At 74.1% G+C, this 21988-nt stretch carries 21 protein-coding genes; 8 read left to right on the top strand and 13 right to left on the bottom strand.

Annotated features, from left to right (window positions below; genetic code table 11):
- Positions 1-69: 69 nt before the first annotated feature.
- Both HNR76_RS13130 and HNR76_RS13125 read right to left on the bottom strand, forming a co-directional pair.
- Positions 70-3387: an ankyrin repeat domain-containing protein gene (locus HNR76_RS13130; protein ID WP_425501811.1), complete on the bottom strand. Its 3318-nt coding sequence runs from the start codon at positions 3385-3387 to the stop codon at positions 70-72.
- A complete protein-coding gene (locus HNR76_RS13125; protein ID WP_162311551.1) occupies positions 3374-3631 on the bottom strand; it encodes a YcgL domain-containing protein in 258 nt (85 codons plus the stop codon). The genes HNR76_RS13130 and HNR76_RS13125 overlap by 14 nt, the downstream gene beginning before the upstream one ends.
- A gap of 199 nt (positions 3632-3830) precedes the next feature.
- Here HNR76_RS13125 and HNR76_RS13120 point away from each other — a divergent pair, with 199 nt between their 5' ends.
- The 4 genes from HNR76_RS13120 to HNR76_RS13105 all read left to right on the top strand — a co-directional run bounded on the left by HNR76_RS13120 (position 3831) and on the right by HNR76_RS13105 (position 7903).
- Positions 3831-5012 carry a beta-ketoacyl-[acyl-carrier-protein] synthase family protein gene (locus HNR76_RS13120; RefSeq protein ID WP_162311592.1) on the top strand — a complete coding sequence of 394 codons (1182 nt, stop codon included), beginning with the start codon at positions 3831-3833 and terminating at the stop codon, positions 5010-5012.
- A gap of 8 nt (positions 5013-5020) precedes the next feature.
- Entirely contained in the window at positions 5021-5794 is a 774-nt protein-coding gene (locus HNR76_RS13115) for a beta-ketoacyl synthase chain length factor (RefSeq protein ID WP_162311591.1), read from the top strand.
- Complete coding sequence (locus HNR76_RS13110; RefSeq protein WP_162311550.1) at positions 5787-6539, top strand: glycosyltransferase family 2 protein; 753 nt, start codon at positions 5787-5789, stop codon at positions 6537-6539. The genes HNR76_RS13115 and HNR76_RS13110 overlap by 8 nt, the downstream gene beginning before the upstream one ends.
- 110 nt (positions 6540-6649) lie before the next feature.
- Entirely contained in the window at positions 6650-7903 is a 1254-nt protein-coding gene (locus tag HNR76_RS13105; RefSeq protein ID WP_162311549.1) for a cation:proton antiporter domain-containing protein, read from the top strand.
- A 143-nt stretch (positions 7904-8046) separates the two neighbouring features.
- Here HNR76_RS13105 and fabG read toward each other — a convergent pair whose 3' ends face one another.
- The 8 genes from fabG to HNR76_RS13065 form a co-directional block, all read right to left on the bottom strand.
- A complete protein-coding gene (gene fabG, locus HNR76_RS13100; RefSeq protein WP_162311548.1) occupies positions 8047-8787 on the bottom strand; it encodes a 3-oxoacyl-ACP reductase FabG in 741 nt (246 codons plus the stop codon).
- Positions 8788-8889: 102 nt separating this feature from the next.
- Positions 8890-9351, bottom strand: coding sequence for a hotdog family protein (locus HNR76_RS13095; protein WP_162311547.1), 462 nt, complete (start codon positions 9349-9351; stop codon positions 8890-8892).
- Positions 9348-11735, bottom strand: coding sequence for an MMPL family transporter (locus tag HNR76_RS13090; protein WP_162311546.1), 2388 nt, complete (start codon positions 11733-11735; stop codon positions 9348-9350). Before HNR76_RS13090 ends, HNR76_RS13095 begins: the two co-directional genes overlap by 4 nt.
- Positions 11735-12403 (bottom strand): LolA-related protein, encoded by a 669-nt coding sequence (locus HNR76_RS13085; protein WP_221301489.1) that lies wholly within the window; start codon positions 12401-12403, stop codon positions 11735-11737. The genes HNR76_RS13090 and HNR76_RS13085 overlap by 1 nt, the downstream gene beginning before the upstream one ends.
- On the bottom strand, positions 12321-13331 hold the full coding sequence (locus HNR76_RS13080) for a lysophospholipid acyltransferase family protein (RefSeq protein ID WP_162311545.1): 1011 nt from the start codon (positions 13329-13331) through the stop codon (positions 12321-12323). Before HNR76_RS13080 ends, HNR76_RS13085 begins: the two co-directional genes overlap by 83 nt.
- A complete protein-coding gene (locus HNR76_RS13075; RefSeq protein WP_162311544.1) occupies positions 13324-13611 on the bottom strand; it encodes an ApeI family dehydratase in 288 nt (95 codons plus the stop codon). Before HNR76_RS13075 ends, HNR76_RS13080 begins: the two co-directional genes overlap by 8 nt.
- Positions 13612-13646: 35 nt before the next feature.
- Positions 13647-14327: a COG4648 family protein gene (locus tag HNR76_RS13070; RefSeq protein WP_162311589.1), complete on the bottom strand. Its 681-nt coding sequence runs from the start codon at positions 14325-14327 to the stop codon at positions 13647-13649.
- A 58-nt stretch (positions 14328-14385) separates the two neighbouring features.
- Positions 14386-14655, bottom strand: coding sequence for a phosphopantetheine-binding protein (locus HNR76_RS13065; RefSeq protein WP_162311543.1), 270 nt, complete (start codon positions 14653-14655; stop codon positions 14386-14388).
- A gap of 223 nt (positions 14656-14878) precedes the next feature.
- Between HNR76_RS13065 and HNR76_RS13060 the strand changes: the two genes are divergently transcribed.
- Together HNR76_RS13060 and HNR76_RS13055 are read left to right on the top strand one after the other, a co-directional pair.
- Positions 14879-15898, top strand: coding sequence for a chorismate transformation FkbO/Hyg5 family protein (locus HNR76_RS13060; RefSeq protein ID WP_162311542.1), 1020 nt, complete (start codon positions 14879-14881; stop codon positions 15896-15898).
- Between the two features lie 256 nt (positions 15899-16154).
- A complete protein-coding gene (locus HNR76_RS13055) occupies positions 16155-17453 on the top strand; it encodes a serine hydrolase domain-containing protein (protein WP_162311541.1) in 1299 nt (432 codons plus the stop codon).
- Here the strand turns inward: HNR76_RS13055 and HNR76_RS15770 are convergent.
- The 3 genes from HNR76_RS15770 to HNR76_RS13040 form a co-directional block, all read right to left on the bottom strand.
- Positions 17417-17572 (bottom strand): leucine zipper domain-containing protein, encoded by a 156-nt coding sequence (locus HNR76_RS15770; RefSeq protein ID WP_211373182.1) that lies wholly within the window; start codon positions 17570-17572, stop codon positions 17417-17419. The two genes, HNR76_RS13055 and HNR76_RS15770, sit on opposite strands and share 37 nt — an antisense overlap.
- A gap of 83 nt (positions 17573-17655) precedes the next feature.
- Positions 17656-18654: a patatin-like phospholipase family protein gene (locus tag HNR76_RS13045; RefSeq protein WP_246429144.1), complete on the bottom strand. Its 999-nt coding sequence runs from the start codon at positions 18652-18654 to the stop codon at positions 17656-17658.
- Positions 18655-18772: 118 nt separating this feature from the next.
- A complete protein-coding gene (locus tag HNR76_RS13040) occupies positions 18773-20182 on the bottom strand; it encodes an AMP-binding protein (protein WP_162311539.1) in 1410 nt (469 codons plus the stop codon).
- Between the two features lie 163 nt (positions 20183-20345).
- Between HNR76_RS13040 and HNR76_RS13035 the strand changes: the two genes are divergently transcribed.
- On the top strand, positions 20346-20909 hold the full coding sequence (locus tag HNR76_RS13035; protein ID WP_162311538.1) for a hypothetical protein: 564 nt from the start codon (positions 20346-20348) through the stop codon (positions 20907-20909).
- 43 nt (positions 20910-20952) lie between these two features.
- A complete protein-coding gene (hemF, locus tag HNR76_RS13030) occupies positions 20953-21876 on the top strand; it encodes an oxygen-dependent coproporphyrinogen oxidase (protein ID WP_162311537.1) in 924 nt (307 codons plus the stop codon).
- Positions 21877-21988: the final 112 nt, after the last annotated feature.

Below are 21988 nucleotides of genomic sequence, written 5' to 3'. Positions count from 1 at the left end.
CGCGCCGGCGCCCATGCCTGCGGCCCATCCCGTCATCCGCGGCGGCGCCGCGGGCGCGGACGCGATTGCTCAGCCGCGCGGTTCGCGCAGGAAGCGGGCCATCGACACGCCCGGCTGCGCCGGGGCGAACTCGGCGGCCACGTCGACGAAGCCACGCATCACCGCGATCTCGCGCGGGGGGCGGTTGAGGGTATCGCGCAGGTCGGGGTCGGCGCCGGCGCGCAGCAGGCGCTGGACCACGCCGCCCAGGCCGTGCAGCGCGGCCAGGTGCAGCGGGCCGAAGCCGCGCGGCTCCTGCGCCTCCAGCGACACGCCTTCCTCCAGCAACCGCTCCATGCCGGCCAGGACCACGCCCTCGTCGCAGGCGCTGCCCGGTTCGGCGCGTGCGCCCAGCAGCAGCAGCAGCGGGGTGACGCCGCCGGCGGCCGGCTGGTCGGGCTCGGCGCCGGCCAGCAGCAGGGTATCGAGCAGGGCCAGCAGGCGCGGCCGGTCGCGGCCGGTGAAGCCGTACAGCGCGGCGCAGTGCAGCGGTGCCAGGCCCTGGCTGTCGCTGGCCTGGATGTCGGCGCCGGCGGTGAGCAGGCGCGCGGCGATGTCGGCCAGGCCCAGCGCCGAGGCCAGCATCAGCACGGTGACGCCGCCGGGCAGGCGGTATTCGATGTCGGCACCCGCGTCGAGCAGCGCGGCGACGATGGCGGTCTGGCGCATGCTCACCGCCGCCGACAGCGGGGTGGCGCCGCTGTGCGCCGGATGCTGCGGGTCCGCGCCGCGCGCCAGCAGCAGGTCCACCGCCGCGGCATGGCCGCCGCCGGCGGCGCGCAGCAGGCCGGTGCAGCCCTGCGCATCGGTGGCGTCGACCGGGAAGCCCAGTTCGAGCAGGCGATGCACCGCGTCGGCGTCGCCGGCCATGGCCGCCGCGACCACGTCGGAGGCGCGCAGCGGCCGCCTGGGCAGCGCCCAGCCGCGCCAGTCCAGCCAGTCGGCGAGGTCGCGGCGGCCGCTGGCCAGGGCCACGCCCAGGGGGGTCTGGCCATCGGCGGCGCGGGCCTCGGGCGAGGCGCCCTGCGCCACCAGCCGGCGCAGCGCGGACTCGCGGCCCAGCGCCGCGGCCAGGTGCAGCGCGGTCATGCCATGACTGTCGCGGGCCTCGCGATCCGCGCCCGATTCGAGCAGCGCATCGAGCAACTGCAGCCAGCCCAGGCGCACCGCCAGGGACAGCGGGGGATCACCGGCCGGCGACGGCGCGAAGAGGTCCGCGCCTTGCCCCAGCAGCTCCAGCGCCAGCGGCTCGTGCGCGCGTCCCGCCTCGGCCTGGTCGCGCTGCGCGCAAGCGGCCAGGAAGCGCGCCAGCCCCCCGGCGCCGGCGGGCGAGACGCCGCGCGACAGCAGCAGTTGCAGGGATGCGGCGGCCTCGCCGCCCTGGTCCAGCAGCGCGGTCAGGGCGGTTTCGCCCTCCACCGACAGTTCCGCGTCGGCACCTTGGTCCAGCAGCCAGGCCAGCATCGACGGCTGCGTGCGCAGCACCGGATCGTGCAGCAGCGTGCCCAGTTCCCCCGGGGTACACAGCCGGGCCAGCGCCGGCAGGCCTTCCAGTTGGCCCGATTGCAGGCCATCGCGCAGCAGCGCCAGCGGCGGGCGCTCGTCGACCTGCGCCGGCGCGGCGGCCACCGCCTCGGCCACCGCCGCCGGCAACGGGTAGTCCGGATCGAGCGCGGCGGCCACGGCCCAGCGCCCGGCCTCGGCGGCCACGTCCACCGGACGGCGCCCGGCATGGTCGGCCTGCGCCGGGTCGACCCCGGCTTCGAGCAGGCGCCGGACCAGCGCCGGCGAGGCGCGTTCGGCAGCGGCCGCCAGCGCCAGCGCGTTGCGGCCTTCCTCGTCCACGGCGGCCACGTCGACGCCGGCGGCCAGCAGGTGCTCCAGCACGCCGCCGCGCAGCGCGCGCGCCGCTTCCAGCCACGGCGTGCGCCCGGCCACGTCGCGCACGTGCGGGTCGGCGCCGGCGGCCAGCAGCGCGGCCACGATGTCGGCGTGGCCCGCCAGGGCCGCCTCGTGCAAGGCGGTGCGGCCGTCGCGGCCGGCCGTGCCGACCTTGGCCTTGAACTTGAGCAGCAACTGCACGCCGGCCGCGTCGTCCTCCTCGGCGGCGGCGGCGGCCAGCAGCGCGGGCTGCCCGTCCGCCGGTTCGGGCCGCGCGCCGCGCTCCAGCAGGAACCGGGCCAGGCGCCAGTTGCCGGCGGCACAGGCCACGCCCAGCGGCGAGAAGCCCTCGTGGTTGAGCGCGTCGATCTCGGCGGCCGCGTCGCGCAGCAGCGCCGCCACGCCGGGATCGGTGCTGCGTGCGGCGTGGTGCAGCGGGGTGTTGCCCTCGGCATCGGCCGCGCGCGGGTCGGCGCCATTGGCCAGCAAGGTCATCACCGCCTCGGGGCGGCCATGCCAACTGTCGCGGGTGGCGGCCAGCAGCGGGCTCATCGCGCCGATGCCGGGATTGAGCTCGATGCCGCGCCCGATCAGCGCGCGCAACAGGCGCAGGTCGGGCAGGACCGCGGCCAGCGCCGCCAGACTGCGCCGGTCGCGCCCGTCCGGCGGCGACGACGCCAGCGGATCGGCCCCCGCCTCCAGCAACTGCAGCGCGAGATCGACCCGGCCGCTGCGCGCGGCGGCGTACAACTCGGTGGACAACGCCTTGGCGTCGACCGGGAGGGCGGCCGGCCGCAATGGCGCGGCCGATGCCGCATCGATCAGGAAGTCCAGCGGCGAGGCGACCGCGGCGGCCGGCGCGGTCCGCTGCAGCCACAGGTGCAGCGCCGGCAGCACCGCGGCATACAGCACGGCCAGCGGCCAGTGCGCCAGTGCGGGCAGCAGTGCCGGCCAGCCCGCCAGGAGCACCCCGGCCAGCGCCACCGCCACCGCGAAGGCCGCACCCAGCCCGGACCAGTTGCCGGCCTCCTGCTGCGGCAGGCGCCGCCACAGCGCAGGCAGCGCGCCGCCTTCCGATTCCAGCGCGCGCCATAGCGGCCAGGTCCGCCACAGCGCCAGCAGCACCGTCGCGGCCATCGCACTCACGCCCAATGCCGCGCCCAGGCTGCCGCTCTGGCGCAGCGCGCCCAGCGGCCAGGCCAGCAGCATTCCCGCCAGCAACAGGCCGCCGCCCCACAGCGCCAGCAGCGCCAGCAGCGCCTGCGCCAGCACGCGCCAGGCCACCGGCATGGGGCGCGTCCGCCGTGCCCAGGAAACGGCCAGCGCCAGCGCCGGCTGCGCCAGCAGTCCGGCCGCCAGCGCCACCGCGCCGCCAAAGCCGACGCACAGCGCCAGGGCGGAACCGGCAATGCCCGCGCCCCACGCCGCGCGCGGCCATCCGCGGATGCCGGCCTCAGGCATCGGCATGCACCCCCGTGTCCGGCAGCGGCGGGAACTGCACGTGGAAGCCCTGGGCGGCCAGGTTGGCGCGGACCACCGCCGCATCGGCCCGGGCCAGGCGCCGGTCTGGCGTCAACGCCACTTCCAGCACGAAGGCCAGCCCGCCCAACTGCACGCGCAGCGGTTCGGGCACGCACGCGAAATCGTCGCGCGCGGCGAGGAAGACGTAGGTGTCGGCCTTGCGATGGCTCTTGTAGACGTAGGCTTGCATGCGCGCGCGCCGCGCCCACCCTCGGGGGAAAGGGGAATCCAAGGATTGTGTCGGAAATGCGGCAGGCACGGAAGCGCATCGCCGGGCACGTTCAGCTTGCCCGGCGCCGGCATCGAAGAACCGTGCTGCCGCTGTGGCTATACTCGCGCGCCAGCCGACGCCCGCCTCGCACTTGACCGCCGCCATCGACATTCCGCACATCGCGCCCTTGGCGGTCACCGCCTGCACCGCGACCACCGCGCTGGGCGCCGGGCTGGCGGCACAGCGCGATGCCCTGCACGAACGCCGCGGCGGATTGCGCCGCAACGACCTGCCGGGCCTGTCGCTGGAGTGCTGGATAGGCCGCGTCGAAGGGCTGGAAGAGGCCGTGCTGCCCCCGGCCTTGGGCGCCTGGGAATCGCGCAACCATCGCCTGGCCTGGAAGGCGCTGCACCAGGACGGCTTCGCCGAGGCCGCCGCCGAGGCGGTGGCGCGCCACGGCGCCGACCGCGTGGCCGTGGTCGTCGGCACGTCCACGTCCAGCATCGGCGAGACCGAGCACGCCTATGCGCGGATGGACGACGGCCGCTTCCCGCCGGCGATGGCGGCGCTGCGCGTGCACAACCCGCACGCACTGAGCGACTTCGTGCGCCTGGCCTCCGGCGCGCGGGGTCCATGCATGACCATCGCCACGGCCTGTTCGTCCAGCGCCAAGGTGTTCGCGCACGCCGCGCGGCTGCTGCAGGCGGGCGCCGCCGAGGCGGCGATCGTCGGCGGCGTGGACACGCTGTGCGGAAGCGTGCTGTTCGGCTTCAACGCGCTGCAACTCGTCTCGGCGACGCCGTGCCGGCCATTCGATGCACGGCGCGATGGCCTGTCCTTGGGCGAGGGCGGTGGCTTCGCCCTGCTCGAGCGCGAGGACGCCGCGCCGCGTGCGCTGGCGTGGCTGGCCGGCTACGGCGAGTCCAGCGATGCACACCACATGTCCACGCCGCATCCGCAGGGCCTGGGCGCGCGCCTGGCGATGCAGGCCGCGCTGGCGCGCGCGGGCCTGGCACCGTCGCGGATCGGCTACCTCAACATGCACGGCACCGCCACGCCGGCCAACGACGCGGTCGAGGCACAGGCGGTGGCGGCGCTGTTCCCGCGCGAGTTGCACGCCGGCTCCACCAAGGGTTGGACCGGGCATACGCTCGGCGCCGCCGGCATCGTCGAATCGGCGTTCGCGCTGCTGGCGCTGCGCGAGGGTGAGCTGCCGGGCATCCTCAACAGCCAGGTGCCCGACCCGGCCTGCGGGCCGCAGGTGAACTTCGACAATGCACGGCGCAGCATCGACTACGCGATGAACAACGCCTTCGGCTTCGGCGGCAACAACTGCTCGCTGGTGTTCGGCCGCGCATGAACACCCGGATGCTGACCGCCGCCATCGAAGGCATCGGCCTGTGGGCACCGGGCCTTCCCTCGTGGGACGCCTTCCTCGCCCATCGGCGCGGGCGGGTGGCCGCCGCCGGCGCCGCCACGCGGCCGGCCCCGACGCTGCTGCCGCCGAACGAACGCCGGCGCGCACCGGATACGGTGCTGGTCGCGCTGCACGCCGCACAGGCCGCGTGCGAGGCCGCCGGCCGCGACCCGACCACGCTGCCCTCGATATTCGCCTCGACCTACGGCGACCTGGCCATCAGCGATCACCTTTGCCAGACCCTGGCTCGCGCACCGGCGGAAGTCTCGCCGACCCGCTTCCACAACTCGGTGCACAACGCCGCCGCCGGCTACTGGACCATCGGCACCGGCGCGATGCAGCCGGCCACCGCGCTCAGCGCCGGCCAGGGCAGCTTCGCCATGGGCCTGCTGGAGGCGCTGGCGCAACTGGCCACCGGCACCGAGGCGGTGCTGCTGGTCGGCTACGACGGCGCGTCCACCGGGCCGCTGCGCCAGGTGCTGCACAGCGACGGCCTGCTCGGCGGCGCCCTGGTGCTGGCTCGCGACGGCATCTGCGCGAGCCGGCGCCTGTCGGTGGAGTGGGCGGGCGGCGTCCCGGCCACGCCGCCGCCCGCGGACGCGGCCCCGGGCAACGCGATGGCGCCGATGCTGGCGTTGCTGGCCGCGCTGGCCGACGGCGGGCCCGAGGCGGTGCTGCCGGCCGGCGGGGATCGCGTGCTGCGGGTGAGGCTGGAACATGCTTGAGCCGCACGCCGTGGTGATCCCGGCGCTCAACGAAGCGCTGCGGATCCGCGAGGTGGTCGAGCAGACCCTGCGCCACTGCCCGTGGGTGATCGTGGTCGACGATGGCTCCGAGGACGGCACCGCGCAGTGCCTGCAGGACCTGCCGGTCACGGTGCTGCGCCATCCGTACCGGCGCGGCAAGGGCGCGGCGCTGCGCACCGGCTTCGCCGAGGCGCATGCGCGCGGCGCGTACGGCGTGATCACCCTGGACGGCGATGGCCAGCACGACCCGTCCGACCTGCCGCGCCTGCTTGCCGCCGCCGCGCGCCACCCGGACCGGATCGTGATCGGCGCGCGCCTGCGCCATCGCGCCGCCGCGCCGACCCACCGGCGCCTGGCCAATGCCTTCGGCGACTGGGGCGTGGCCTGGGCGGCCGGCCATCGCATCGCCGATACCCAGAGCGGGCAGCGCTACTACCCGGCCGCGGTTCTGGCGCTGGAGGACGTGCCCGGCGAGGATTTCGTGTTCGAGGCGCAACTGCTGATCTCCGCCGCGCGCCGACTGGGCGTGCGCTGCGTGTCGATCCCGGTGGAGACGCGCTATCGCGGCGCCGACTATCCGATGCGGCGCAGCCACTTCCGGCCGCTGCACGACCTGTACCGGATCACCTCGCACGTGGTGCGTCAGGTGGTGGCCCACGGGGACGTGTGGAACGAATACCGGCGCGTGCGCGCGCAGGCGCCGGTCATCGACGCCGAGGCCTGATCGCGGGCGGGGCGCAGGTGCCGATGCGGGCCGGCGACGATGACTGCGCTGTCACCGGCTATCCGGGGCTGGTATAAAAGTACGGTTTTCCTGGGGGAGGAAGCCGCGTCATGGCGGGGCTGTTGCTGTTTCAGATCGCGGTGATCCTGGTCGCCGCACGGCTGTGCGGCCTGTTGCTGGCGCGCTTCGGGCAGCCGCGGGTGATCGGCGAAATGGCCGCGGGCATCCTGCTGGGGCCGATCGTCTTCGGCGCCGCCCTGCCCGATCTGCATGCAGCCCTGTTCCCGGCCGAATCGCTGCCGGGGCTGTCGGCGCTGTCGACCCTGGGGCTGGTGTTGTTCATGTTCGTGATCGGCGCCGAGTTGCGTGCGCCCGAAGGCGCGCGCGCGCAGGTGCTGGCGGCGGCGCGGGTGGCCGGCCTGTCGGCCTTGCTGCCGTTCGGCCTGGCCTTGGCGGTGGCGCCGCTGCTGCACGGGGCGTTGGTGCCGGAGGGCGTGGGTTTCTGGCCGTTCGCCATGTACCTGGCGGTCGCGCTGTCGGTCACCGCGTTTCCGGTGCTGGCGCGGATCCTCAAGGACCGCGAGCTGCAGCAGACCCGGATCGGCCGCCTGTCGCTGTCGGCCGCGGCGCTGCTCGACGTGGCCGCCTGGGTGGCGCTGGCGCTGCTGGTGGCGCTGACCGGCGACGGCGGCTACGCCGGCCTGATGCGGACCCTGGTCGGGCTGGCGCTGCTGCTGGTGGTGATATTCGCCGGCCTCAAGCCGCTGTTCGCCTGGCTACTGCACCGCCATGCCGCCGACGGCAAGCCATCGGGCACCGTGCTGGCCGCGCTGCTGGTGGGGCTGTTCGCCTGCGCGGCGGCCACCGAGTGGCTGCACGTGCATGCGGTGTTCGGTGCGTTCCTGTTCGGGGCCTGCCTGCCGCGCGACGCGCGCCTGATGCAGAGCCTGGTGGAACGCATCGAGCACCTGGCGCTGGTGCTGCTGATGCCGGTGTTCTTCGCCCTGGCCGGGCTGGACACCACCGCCGACGCCTTCACCGGCGCCGGCGTGGGCGCATTGCTGCTGATCCTGGCGGTGGCGGTGGTGGGCAAGCTCGCCGGCGGCGGGCTCGGCGCCCGGCTGTCGGGCTACAGCGCCCGCGACAGCGTGGCGGTGGGCTCGCTGATGAATGCGCGCGGCATGATCGAATTGATCGTGATGAAGGTCGGGCTGGACGCCGGGTTGATCGGCCCGGAGATGTTCACCCTGCTGCTGCTGGTGGCCCTGACGACCACGTTGATGACCGGGCCGCTGTTGACGTTGAGCGGCTGGCGCACCGACGGACGGGCCACCGCTCCGGATGGCACGCGTACGGTCGAGTAATCAAGACGGCATTGCCGCCGGGAGCGACGAATCCCGGCGGTGCGAGAACCGATGGCCATGCCTCGCGACGCGCGATGGCGCGCATCCCTTGCCCGGATGGTGGGTGGCCGCTATCGCCACCCGCGCGGCCGTCGGCAAGACGTTCAGGCCATTCCGCCGTTGATGCCGATCACCTGGCCGTTGACGTAACCGGCCGCCTCCGAGCACAGGAACGCCACCAGCGCGGCCACCTCCTCGGGGCGGCCCGGCCGGGCCGCCGGAACCATCTGCTTCAGCGCCTCGGGCGGAAAGCGCCCGGCCGTCATCGCGCCTTCGATTACCCCCGGCGCGACGACATTGACGGTGATCCCGCGGCTGGCCATCTCCCGCGCCAGCGACCGGGAAGCACCATGCAGCCCTGCCTTGGCCGCGGCGTAGTTGGCCTGGCCGCGGTTGCCCAGCACCGCGGCCACCGAGGACAGGCTGACGATGCGGCCCCAGCGCGCGCGCGCCATCGGCAGCAACAGCGGGCGGGTGACATGGAAGAAGCCATGCAGCGATACGTCGACCACACGCTGCCACTGCGCGTCGCTCATCCCGGCCATCGGTGCGTCGTCGTGGACGCCGGCATTGTTGACCAGGACGTCGATGCGGCCCTGCTCCAGCAACACGGCGACCGCCGCCGCGACGGCGCCGCCGTCGGCCACGTCGAAAGCCGTCGCCTGCGCGCGCCCGCCGCGCGCGCGGATCGACCCGGCCACTTCCTCGGCGCGGGCCAGGTTGCCATGCGCATGCACGATCACCTCCAGGCCGGCATCGGCCAGGGCGCCGCAGATCGCGCCGCCGATGTCGCCGCTGCCGCCGGTGACCAGGGCGCGTCGGGTAGGAATACGGGTCTGGCTCATCGGCCCATTGTGCCAGCGTGCCGGCGCTTCGCCGGCATGCGTGCGGCCAGGCGTCCTTTGCGATGCCGGTGGACCGGACGCCATCGCATCCGCCGATGCGCCTTACCCGCCAGTATCGAGGCCGGTGGCATCGAGCATCGCCGCGGCGCGGCCGCTCGCCAGCAGGCGGCCACGGTGGCGAATGCGGAACGCGTACTGCTGGCTGCCTGGCCCGGCCGCGAGCAGTTCGGCCTCGCCCTCCAGCGCGCCCGCCAGGTCGTCGATGCGGGCCACCGCCAGGTCCACTTCGCGCAGCGCCACCAGCACTCCCGCGGCGGCGCGGCCGCCGTGTTCCCGCGTCAGCAGGCCGCCATGCACCGCCATCGCCTGGGCTCCGTATTCGCACAGCGCCAGTGCCGGCAGCCGGCCTCGCGCGCGCAGCGGATGGGTGGGCGCGACGTGGTTCCGGGCACGCAGGCCAATGCGCTGCGCGTCCCACTCGACGACTTCGTCCCACAGGCACATCGCGCCCTGGTGCGGCACCAGGGCGAGGATGCCGGCGCGGTCCAGGAGCACCGTGCTCATGCCATGCGCTCCGCCGCGGGCGCGCGCGCCACCAGCAGGGCCAGGACGAAGTTGAAGAACACGCCCAGCGCCACGGTGCTGCCGATGGCGCGCAGCACCGGGATCGAGGACAGCGCCAGCAGGCTGAACACCAGCAGCGTGGTGAGGCTGCACACGATCACCGCGTGCAGCGTGCGCAACTGCGCGGCCCGGTCGTCGCCGGCGTGGTCGAAGAACAGCGCGTAGTCCAGGCCCAGGCCGGCGGCCAGGATCAGCGAGACCAGGTGGAACAGGTTCAGCTCCGCGCCGCAGCCGCGCAGCACCGCCAGGATCAGCAGCGTGCTCAGCACCATCGGCGCCAGCACCCGCAGCACCCGCCGCGGCGCGCGCAGCGCCAGCCACACGATGCCGGCCAGCAGCAGCGCCGCCACCGCCAGCGCACCGAGCAGGCGCGATCGCCACTCCTCGACCAGCGATTCGGACGCCTGCTTCAGGTCCAGCAATTGCGCGCCGTACGGCGCGATGGCCGCCGCCAGCGCCTCCGGGTCGCGCAGCCCGGACAGCGAGACCAGCGCGGTGGCGTGGTCCGGGCCGCGCAGCAGCAGGCCGGCCACGGCCAGTTCCAGCGGGGTGCCCGCCAGATCGTCCATGCCCAGCGGCGGCGCGGCGCGCGCGGTGGCGACGTCCTCCAGGAAAGGAGCGAAGGCATCGCCGCGGAACGGCGCGTCCGCCAGCGCCGCGTCCAGCGCATACCGCAGCGATACCGCGTCAGGCAGCCGCGCCTGGCGCGCGCGCTGGGTGGTCGCGCTGGGCAGGTAGCGCGCGGCCAGGTCGTAGCCGTCGAGCACGCCCTGGCCCTGCAGCCGACGCAGCACCGGCAGCAGACGCTCGGATGCCTGCAGCGCGGCCTCGGCGTCGGCCGCGGTCAGGGCGGCCATGTAGCGTACGTCCGGCGCACCCAGTTCGGCGCGCAGTTGCGCATCGCGCTGCAGGTCCGCCGGCGGCACCGGGGTCAGCCGCGCCAGGTCGTTCTGCCAGAACGCGCCCGGGGCGAACGCGACCACGCCACCGGCCGCGATCGCCAGCCCGGCCAACGCTGCGCGCGGGCGCGGCAATCGCTCGATCGCTCGCCACGCCCGTTCCAGGCGTGGCGAGCGCGCCGGGTCGTGGCGCGCGGGCGTGACCAGTACCGGAAGCAGCCAGCGGGTGGAAGCGGCGGCCACGACCAGGCCGGCGATGGTGAGCACCGCCAACTGCTTCAGCCCGTCCACGCCGGAAAGCAGGAAGGTGGCATAGGCGATGCAGGTGGCGGCCACGCCCGTCACCAGCGTGGGCCACAGCGCGCGCGCGCTGGCGTGCGGTTCCACGCCCGGGCGCAGGTGGCTGAAGAAGTGGATCGGGTAGTCCTGGGCCACGCCTATCAAGGTGAAGCCAAACGCCAGGGTGATGCCATGCACGCCGTCGAACAGGAGCGCCACCGCCCCCAGCCCGGCCAGCCCGCCGCTGGCCAGCGGCAGCGCGCCGAACAGCGGCATGCTCCAGCGCCGGTAGGCCACGGCCAACAGCAGCAGCAGGCCCAGCGTGTCGGCGGTGCCGATCCAGCGCATCTCCGCTTCGGTGCGCTCGCGGATGGCCACGGCGAAGGCGCCGGGGCCGGAGATCTCCAGCCGCGCGGCCTCGGCCTCCGGAGGCATGCCGCCCTCGCCCCCGGAAACCTCATGCGCCCCTTGTGCGAAGGCCTCCTCGATGGCCGCGACGGCCTCTTGCTGCGCGGCGCCGTCGAAGCCGGCGGCCCGGGTCTGCGCCAGCAGCAGCGCCTGTTCCCCGGCACGGTCGAACCACACGCCATACCGGCGCTGCGGTGCCTGCGAGGGTTGCCAGGCCTCGGCCAGGCGCAGCGTCTCCAGGGTGGGATCGGACGGCAGCAATGGCTCGACCAGGTCGGCCGCCGGGGAACCCAGGTCCTGCAGCCGCTGTTGCAGTTCGCCGTGCAGGTAGGCCGAATCCAGTGGCTGCGAATCCAGAGTGGGCGACAGCAGGTAGCGGTAGGGGCGCAGGCGTTCGGGCACCGCCTCCAGGCCGCCATCGTCGCCGTTGCCGGCCAGGGCGATCTCCGGCCGCGCGGCCAAGGCCGCGCGCAGCGCCTGCGAGCGCGCCGCCAGCGCCTGCGGCGGCGCCCCGGAGAGGGCCAGCAGCAGCAGGCGCGACCCCGGCCCTTCGCCCAGTTCGTCCACCAGCAGGACCTGCGCCGGGGTGCGCGGCGTGGGCAGGAAGCTGCGCAGGTCCTCTTCCATGCGCAGGCCGCCGCTCAACAGCATGCCGCCCACCGCCAGCACCGCCAGCCAGCCCAGCAGCAGCGCGATGCGCACGCCGGCGCGCGGGGCGGCGGTGGCGCCAGCCCCCATCAAGGCGCTTCTTCGCCGTCGTGGCATAGCGCCGCCAGCGCGGAGGCGTCGTCCACGCCGGTCGCGGCAGCCGCGGCGCCGGCCATCAACGTGCGCTGCGGCTCGCCCTTGGCCGGGTGGCTCTCCACGCAACGCAGCTCCACGCCGCGCCCACGCAGGTCGATGCGCGCCAGCGAGGCGGCCAGGCGCGGGTCGCGCGGCACCAGCCGCAGCGTCCAGCGCTCGCGCACCCCCTGCGCCTGCACCGCATAGGTCTCCTGCAGCAACTCCCGGTCGCCGGCCAGCAAGGCACCGAAACCGGCCTGCACCGCGGCCAGTTCCGGCGCCTGACGCAGGGCGATGCGCCGTGGCGCGCGCCCGGCGCGCTCGATCACCGCTTCGCCGGCGGTCAGCGTGGTGGTCTCCAGGTAGGGCGACTCCACTCGCCGTACCAGGCGTCCGTCCTGCTCGCGCCGGTACTCGCCCTGCAGGCGCAGGGGCTGCTTCAACAAGGGCGAGTCGCGCAGCTCGACGAACGGGGTCCGGCTGGGCGCCGGGCGCGCCACCGCCTCCAGCACCCAGTCGACATCGAGGTCCGGCGCCTTCTCAGCCACGGCGCACGGCAGCGCCAGCACGCATGCCAGCAGCGGTGCGATCGTGCGGAGGGGCCGCCATGGGGTCTTGGCCATCGTCGTTCCAGAAGTCGTAGAAGTTGAACCAGTTGCAGGGGGCCTGGCGCGCATGGTGTTCCAGCCGCGCGGCGTAGCCGGCCACGCGATCGCGCATCCATTGCGCGCGCGCGCCGCGCGCAGGCGGCCCACCTTCGACCGCCGGATCGCAGAACGGTTCGAAGTGCAGGTCGTAGCGCTTGCCGCCGCGGTACAGGCCGAAGCACAGCAGCACCGGCGCGCGCAGGGCCGCCGCCAGCCCCCAGGGCGTGAGCGGGAACCGGGCCGGCCGTCCCAGGAAGGGCACCGCGGCCGTGGCTTCGTGCGGCAGCGCGCGATCGACCAGCAGCGCCACCAGCGACCCCGCCTCCAGCGCATCCCTGATCTCCAGGGCGATGGCCGCGCCGGGCTGGCCACCGTCGATCACGCCCGCGGCCAGGGAGGGGTCGAGCGATTCGAAGATTTCCGTCAGCACCGGATTGTGGGCGCGATCGAGCACCACACGCACCGTCAGCCCCGGCCGCTGCCGCGCCAGCACCCGCAGGGCGTCGAAGCTGCCCAGGTGCGAGCCGAACAGCAACGCGCCGCGGCCCGCGTCCACCAGCGCGTGCAGCGGCGACAGCCCATGCACGCGGATGTCGAAGCGGTCCGCACTGCCGCCGATGAGGTACACCCGGTCGAGGATGGTCGCGGCGAAGGTATGGATGTGCCGCGCCGCCGCCCACACGCCCGCGCGCCGCCCGCGCACCTGCGACAGCCATGCGCGCGAGGCCCGCCGCTCCGGTCCGCGCATGACCAGGAAATACAGCGTGATCGGGTACAGGCACAGCCGCGCCAGCCATCGCCCGCCATGCCGGGCGATGGCCACGATCAACGCCAGCGAGCCACGGCTCCCGCCTTCGGGCCGGTGCTTCCAGGACGAGCGCGCATCCTCTTCCCGCTCAATCATGCCCACCGATCCGTATCTCCCCGCGCGCCAGCGGGCCCACGGCGCCGCGGACCTCGAAGCGCCAGCGCGGCGCGGTCCCGGCCAGCACCACCTCCGCTTCCTGGCCCGGCAGCAGCGGCCGCAGGAACTTCACCTGCGGCAGGCACAGCGCGCCCACCCGGCCGCATTCGGCCTCGATGGCCTCCAGCACGCGCTCCAGCACCACCACGCCGGGCACCAGTGGGCACCCGGGGAAGTGCCCGGCCAGGCAGGGATGGTCGTGGGGAACGGCGAAGCGCATGGCCCAAGCATAATCGCCCGATCACGGCGGCGCGCTCAGCGCAGCAGGTCGCGCCAGAACGCCGGGCCCAGGCCGGCCATCTGGCGTACGAACTGCGCCGCATTGCGGTAGGGCCGCTGCGGGAAGCGGCGCTTGCGATAGAGGAATTCGCCGGCCATGAAGCCGCCGACCACGCCGTAGTTGAGCAGGTTGGCGAACCACGACCAGGCCGTGTGCGATACCGCCACCCACGGCACGCGACCGAGCGCATGCAGCGCCCCGCCCGGCACGGCGCACAGGGCCAGCGCCGCATTGGCCAGGGTCAGGAAGGCCAGCAGCGCGGCCCAGGCCGCGGTCAGGCTGCGCGCATAGGCCAGCAGCGGCGGCGACGTCGCCCAGCCCGCGCGCGCGTACAGCGCGGCCACGATTCGGGATACCAGCGGCGTGCGCCCCTCGCGCAGGCTGCGCGCGAACCACCACGCCAGCCAGCCGGTGAACAGCACCGGCGGCGCGAGCAGCAGCAAGTCCGGCCAGGACGTGCCGACCAGCCATGCCAGCCCCGCCAGCAGCGCCACCAACAACGCCAGCGCCCACGCCCGCCGATGCAGCAGAGGTCCGGCCAGCACCAACAGCACCAGGTCGGCCAGCGCCAGCGCCGCCCAGCCGCTGCCCTGGATGGCGGCGGCGTGGGCGAGGAACGGGTAGGCCACGCCCAGCGCCGCCTGCGCAGGCAGCACCAGCGCCTCGGCCGGGTCGCGCAGCGACGGCGCGGGACCCACCGCCGCGGCCGGCGTTTCAGCCGGCGCGTTGCGACTGGACATGGGCCGACAACGCGCGCAGCGACCCGAAGATGCGGCGGTCGTCCTCGCCTTCCGAACGCAATTGCACGCCGTAGCGCTTGCCGATGGCCAGCGACAACTCCAGCGCATCGATCGAATCCAGGCCCAGGCCCTCGTTGAACAACGGCGCCTCCGGATCGATCCCGTGCGGGTCCATGCCCTCCAGGTTCAGGCTTTCCACCAGGAGTTCGGCCAGCTCGCGCTCGGCGTCGGTCTGCTGCGGCATTGCGGTTTCCCTTCCGAAGACATTGCAGGCCGGCAACGATCCGGCATCGGCCGCTGCCGCGCAAGCCCGAACGCGGCCGGCGTGGGGCCGAGTTATCATCCCGGACCCGCCCTCGCACCCCGGTTTCCGCCGAATGACCCGCACCGCATCGACGAATCCAGCGCCCGCATCGACGGCGGGCGCGGCAGTCGAGGGCGAGGGCCCGGGCGGGCGGGCACCGCCGTTGGCGGGAAACCGCAGCACCTCCCTGCCGCATCTGCAGGTCTTCTATGCGCCCGCGGACACGCTGCCGCGGCAACTGGCCGACGAACGCGTGCTGGCGGTGTTCGGCTTCGGCCAGGACGCACCAGACGCGGGCGACGACCCGCGCTGGCTGAGGGTGCCGCTGGAACCCCTGCCGGGGACGCCGCCCTGGATCGAGGTCTGGCGCACCCGGTCGCCGGTGGCCGCCGGCCGCCGCGACGGCGTGGCCTGGTCCAGCGACGGGGACCTGCTGTTCGCCGCGCTGGAGATCGAAGAGCCGGATGCCGGCATCGGCGCCGCGGCCAGCCAGGCCTATGCGCGCATGATCGCTTCGCTGGCCGAGTGCGGCATGCCGCACCTGCTGCGCGTGTGGAACTACATGGACGCCATCACCCTGGGCGAAAGCGACGAGGAACGCTACCGGCAATTCTGCGTGGGCCGCGCCGCCGGCCTGGGCGAGATGGATGCGGCGCGGTTGCCGGCGGCCACCGCCATCGGCCGTTGCGACGGCCGGCGTCGACTGCAGGTGTATTGGCTGGCATCGCGCACGCCGGGCACGCCGGTGGAGAATCCGCGCCAGGTCAGCGCCTACCGCTACCCGCGCCAGTACGGGCCGCAGCCGCCCAGCTTCGCCCGCGCGATGCTGCCGCCCGATGGCGCGGCCATGCCGCTGCTGCTGTCGGGTACGGCCGCCATCGTCGGCCATGCCTCGCTCCATTCCGGCTCGGCGGCGGCGCAGGCGGACGAGACGCTGGCCAATCTCCACAGCCTGATCGCCGCCGCCCGGCACCAATCGCCCGACCTGCCGGCCACCCTCGGCGCCGGCAGCCTGCTCAAGGTCTACGTCCGCGACCGCGGCGACGTCGGCGACGTCGCCGCGCGGCTGGAATCCCGCCTGGACCCGTCGGTGCAGCGCCTGCTGCTGCATGCCCAGGTATGCCGCAGCGAACTGCTGGTGGAGATCGACGGCGTGCACGGGCCGGCCCCCGGCGAGCCGTAGCCGGCCGGTCCGGCGACGGATCGCGCTGGCCCCGGGCCGGCTTGGCCATCGTACGATCGGATGCTCGCAACACGCGCCTCGTGGATGCCACAGGACAGGCCGACGCGGCGGCCAGGCGGACCCAGGCCCCAGGTCTCATCGGCAACCATTGCCGCCGGTCGCACCGCGCGCTGCCATACTGCGGCCAGCTCCCCGCCGCCACCGCGCCGCGATGCGCGCGCCCGGCCGCCGAGCACGAATCCGAGAGGGGAATACGATGATCCATCCGCGCCTGACCGCTTTGCTGTCCGTCCTGATCCTCGCCGCGGCGTCGTTGCCGGCCACGGCCCTCCCGCCGGATGGTTCCGGTGCCGCCGACGTGGCGCGCATCGAGCCACAACGCATCGACGAGGCCCTGGGCGGGCTGGTGGACGCCGGCAGCCTGGTCGGCGTTTCCGCACTGGTCTGGCAGGACGGGCGCGAGGCCTACTTCGGCAGCTTCGGCCTGGCCGACCGCGAGGCCGGCCGGCCGATAGCGCGCGACACCATCGTGCAGATCTTCTCCATGACCAAGCCGGTCACCGGCGTGGCGCTGATGCAGTTGTACGAGCAGGGCAAGTTCCAGCTCGACGACCCGCTGGCCAAGTACCTGCCGGAGTTCGCCGACGTGCGCGTCCACGCCGGCACCGACGTCAAGGGCCAGCCGCTGCTGGTGGCGCCGCCGCGGCCGATCCTGGTCCGCGACCTGCTGCGCCATACCGCCGGCTTCGTCGGCGGCAACGGCGATTCCGGCCCGGTGGGCCTGCTGTACCGCCAGGCCGACCCGGAGAACTTCGGCAACACCCTGGAGGAGATGAGCCGCCGCCTGGCCACCGTGCCGCTGCTGTACGCGCCGGGCACGCGCTGGCTCTATTCGCCGGCGGTGGACGTGCAGGCGCGGCTGGTGGAAGTGCTGTCCGGGCAGCCGTTCGACCGCTACCTGCAGCGCCGGGTGTTCGATCCGCTGAAGATGAAGGACACCCGCTACACCATCCGCGCCGGCGACTGGCCGCGCGTGGCCGCGCTGTACCTGCGCAGCGACGACGGGGTGATGACCCGCATCCCCGACGCGGAGGCCTACAAGCTCAACGCCCGCGAGACCGCGCTCAAGCCCGGAAGCTGGGGGCTGACCTCCACCCTCGACGACTACATGCGCTTCGCCCGGATGCTGGGCAACGGCGGCGAGCTGGACGGCGCTCGCCTGCTGAAGCCGGCCACCGTACGGCTGATGGCCAGCGATGCGCTGCCCGCCGCGGCCACCGACACCTCCTGGCTGCCGGGCAAGGGCCAGGTGGGCTTCGGCATCGACTTCGCGGTGCGCATCGCGCCGCCGAAGAACGCGGCCGAGGCATCCGGCGAGGTGGGCGAGTTCTTCTGGGACGGCGCGGCGAACACGCTGTTCTGGGTGGACCCGACCAACGACATCGCCGCGGTGCTGTTCGCGCAGTGGCTGCCATTCGGCAAGGTGCCGCTGCACAAGGCCTTCCGCGACGCGGTGTACTACCACGACACCTCGGCGGCCGCGCCGCGGGAGTGAGGCGCCGGCCACGCCGGCAGGGTGGCGGCCTCCTCGACCCGCAGGCCGTGATTGATCACCCGCTCGACAAGCAGGGCTCGACCGCGAGGCGTAAGACGGGCATGTTTATGCAGGTTCATCCGGGGCTCCTGGGGGGCTGGTTGGGTCGCACCTCCAGTCTTCCGGGATCACCCCGGATGAACAACCTACTGAGAGATCACAGCTAGCGCGACGCCGCGCAGGTACCGTCCTTGCGCCGGAACGGGTTCCAGCGCGAGCCGTCCTCGTCGCATGCCGGCGCCTCGGCGGCCGCGCGCTGCGCCGCCATGCGCGCCTGTTGTTCGCGCGCCTGCCGAAGGCGCTGCGCCTGCAGCGTTTCCAGCCCCGCGCGGATCTGCGGCAGCGCCGCCAGCGCGGCCTTCTCGCCTTCCAGGATCGCCTGGTTGCGGCGGCTGAAATCGGCCGAGCCGAACTCCAGCACCTTCGGCCGGATCACCGCGTCGGCGCGCGCCAGCTCCTGCTCGCCCAGGCGCTGGCCCATGATCGCGATGGACTGGTTGACGATGCCGAGCATGCCGTCCGGGCGGCGGCCGCCGGCCTTGTTGGAGATGTCCACGGCGATGACGAAGTCCGCGCCGAGCTGGCGCGCCGCGTCCACCGGCACCGGGCTGACCACGCCGCCGTCCACGTACTGGTAATCGCCGATGGTCACCGGCTCGAACACGCCCGGCACGCTGCTGGAGGCGCGCACCGCCTGGCCGGTGTTGCCGCGCACGAACACCGTGCGCTCGCCGGTCTCCAGGCGCGTGGCCACCGCCGCGAAGGGCTTGCGCAGGCGCTCGATCGGGCGCTTGCCGACCTGGTCGTTCACGTATTCCTGCAGCTTCAGGCCCTGCACCAGGCCGCCGGAGAACAGACGCACGTCGCGGATGCTGGCCTCGTCCAGCGCCACCGCGCGCTCCTGCAGCAGGAACGGGTCCATGCCGCCGGCGTACAGCGCGCCGACCACGCTGCCGGCGCTGGTCCCGGCCACCACGTCGGGGCGCAGGCCGTTGGCCTCCAGCATCTTGATCACGCCGACATGGGCGAAGCCCTTGGCCGCGCCGCCACCCAGCGCCAGGCCGATCTTCAGCGGCGGCAGCACCGGATCGGCTTGCGCGGCGGGCGGCGCCGCCGGTGCCGGCGGCGGCCCGGGCCGGGGACCGCCGCAGGCGGCCAGCATCAGGCCGGCGAGAAACGGCAGTGCGGCGCGGCGCACAAGGCGCACCGGCGGAGACGGCGGCTGGGAGACGTTCACGGGATCGGCGGGGCCTGGCGCCACGGGATGCGGCCCTGCGATTCTAGGCCGCGCCGCCGCCGCCATCCGCGATGGAGGATGAATGCGGTGCCGGCGCGTCGTTCAGCAGGTCCAGCAACGCATCGCGACGCAGCTTGCCGGTGGCGTTGCGCGGCAACGCCGGCAGCAGGCGCATCCGGCGCGGCAGGAACACCGGGTCGACCGAGCCGCGCAGGGCGGCGACGATGTCCGCGGCCGACAGCCCCGGCGCCACCGCCAGCGCGGCGATGCGGCCGACATCGCCGTCCCGCTCCGCGTCCAGTTGCACGACCACGCCGTCCTCCACCCCGGACACGGCCAGCAGGCGCCGGGTCAGGTCGCCGAGCGAGGCGCGCTTGCCGGCGATCTCCAGCAGGTCGGCCTGCCGCCCGCACAGGCGGAAGCGGCCGTCCTCGTGCATCTCGACCAGGTCGGCCAGGGCCACCGGCGCGGGCAGGTGCGGCGCCTGCACCTGGGTGCCATCGGGCTGCGGCCACAGGCGCACGCCGGGCATCGGCCTCCACAGCGATTCCAGCGCCGTGCGGCGGCAGGCGAAGACGCAGGTCTCGGTGGAACCGAACATTTCGCGCACCTGGCCGCCGTAGCGCGCCTCGGCCTGCGCGGCCAGTTCCGGCGACAGCGGTGCGGTGGCCGAGACGAGGCCGGCCAACGGCGGCAGTGCCACTCCGGAACGCAGCAGCGCAGACAAGTGCACCGGCGTGGTGACCAGCAGCCGCGGGCCGCGGGCCTCGCCCAGGGCGCGGGCCACGTCCGCCGGCAGCAGCGGCCGGCCGGCATGGACCGCCGCGCCTCCCAGCAGCGGCAGCAGCACCGACAGCTCCATGCCGTACATGTGCTGGGGCGGCACCGTGGCCACGATCTGCGGCTGCGCATCGCCCCACAGGTCGGCCAGCGCCAGCCGGTTCTGCGCGGTCCCGGTGGCGAAAGCGGCCCAGGTCTTGGCGTGCGCCTGCGGCCGCCCAGTGCTGCCGGAGGTGTAGCCGATCGCGGCCAGCGCGGCGGCCTCGACCTGCGGCACCCCATTACAGGGCGCAGCCTGCCCCAGGTCGGGCAAAGGGACGTGCCGGGCCGGCGGTTCCAGTGGCGTCCCGCCCAGGCCGTACGCGCCCGCGGCGGCATGGGTCCGCAGGATCTCGGCCACCGTGCCGGGCGCGCCCGAGGGCGGCAGCAGCAATGACTGCCCGCGCAGCGCAGCGGCGCAGAACGCCAGCAGGAAACGGTGGCGGTCCTCGACCAGGGGGACCATGTGGCGTCCCTCGGGCAGGCGCGCGGCCAGGGCGTGCGCCTGCGCCAGGAAGCCGCCCAGCCGTACCGGCGCGGCACCGCCGCCGAAGACCAGGACGCGGTCGGGATCGCCGCTGGCCAGCGGCAGGCGGCCGGTGGCCTGGGCGTGAATCTGGATGACGGCTGACATCGGCGGTTTGCCCGCTCCCCCTGCGGCAGGCGCGGCGCCTGCCTGTGTTGCCGGTTAGCTTGGCGGCACGGGGCGGCGCAGGCAAGCCGCCCGCCGGGATACCCGCTCCCGTGCCGGCCCGGCACAATGCCGCGCACGTCCCCATGCCCGTGCAGGATCGCCCATGACCGTCCCGCCTCCGCTGCCGCGCGCCGGCTTCGTCACCGTGATGGCCAAGATCTCGCTGCTGCTGGGCGCGCTGGGCGTGGCCGGCTCGGCGGCGCAGGCGTTGCTGGCGCTGCTGATGCCGGATGCGGCGGTGGCCACGCTGGCGCAGCGGCCGGAGGTGCCGGCCGGGGTGGTCTGGGTGCTGGAATGGCGCCTGGCGCTCTCTCTGCTGTGCCTGCTGCTGTCGGCGCTGTTCCTGGCCGCCTCCTGGGGCCTGCTGAGGCGCCGGGAATGGGCACGCTGGACCTTCATCGCCTTCCTGGTCGGCGGTGCGGTGCTCAATTTCGCCGGCCTGGCCGCCATCGGCCACGTGTTCGACACCCTGCAGGCGATGTTCCCCGCGGACATGATCGACACTCCGGAGGGCCGCGAATTCCTGGCCCAGATGCAGGCCAGCCGCTATCTCTCCTACGTCACCGGCCTGGTCGGCGCGGTGGCCTTCGCGGTGCTGCACGGCTGGATCGCCTGGAAGCTGTGCACGGCGCCGGCGCGCGACGAATTCCGCCGCCCGGCCGCTTGATCGCGATCAAGGGAGGCTGCGGGGGCCCGGCTAGAATGCCGGCATGAACCCGAACTTCGACGCCGTACGCGACTATCTGACCGGCCTGCAGGATCGCATCTGCGCGGCCATCGAGGCGGCCGACGGCCAGGCCCGCTTCGCCGAGGACGCCTGGACCCGCACCCCGGACGGCGGCGGCGGGCATGCCGGCGGCGGGCGCACCCGGGTGCTGCGCGAGGGCGCGGTGTTCGAGCAGGCCGGCATCGGGTTCTCCGACGTGTCCGGCAGCCGCCTGCCACCCTCGGCCAGCGCGGCACGGCCGGAGCTGGCCGGCGCGTCCTGGCGCGCGGCCGGGGTGTCGCTGGTGTTCCATCCGCGCAATCCCTACCTGCCCACCACCCATGCCAACGTCCGCCACTTCCGCGCCGAGCGCGAGGGGGAAACGGTGGCCTGGTGGTTCGGCGGCGGCTTCGACCTGACCCCGTTCTACCCCTTCGACGAGGACGTGGCCCACTGGCACCGCACCGCGTCCGGCCTGTGCGCGCCCTACGGCCCGCAGCGCTACGCCGAGCACAAGCGCTGGTGCGACGACTACTTCTTCCTCAGGCACCGCAACGAGACCCGCGGCGTGGGCGGGCTGTTCTTCGACGACCTGCACGAGGACTTCGGGCGCGACTTCGCCTACCTGCGCGCGGTCGGCGACGGCTTCCTCGATGCCTATCTGCCCATCGTCGAGCGACGCCGGGACACGCCCTACGGCGAGCGCGAGCGCGAGTTCCAGCTCTACCGGCGCGGCCGCTACGTCGAGTTCAACCTGGTCTACGACCGCGGCACCCTGTTCGGCCTGCAGAGCGGCGGGCGCGCCGAATCCATCCTGATGAGCCTGCCACCGCGGGTGCGCTGGGAATACGGCTACCAACCGGGAGCGGGCAGCGCCGAGGCGCGGCTGCAGGACTACCTGGTCCCGCGCGACTGGCTGGCCGAATAGCGGCCGGGGCGGTCTGCATCCGCTCCTTTCACGACCTGCGGGTCCGCAATCCCTTTTGTAGGGGCCGGCTTCAGCCGGGACACGGCGAGTAACGCGAGTAACGGATGGCCGG

The organism is Pseudoxanthomonas broegbernensis (assembly GCF_014202435.1).
GTDB classification, from domain to species: Bacteria; Pseudomonadota; Gammaproteobacteria; order Xanthomonadales; family Xanthomonadaceae; genus Pseudoxanthomonas; species Pseudoxanthomonas broegbernensis.
This window is presented reverse-complemented; position numbering and strand designations above follow the sequence as displayed.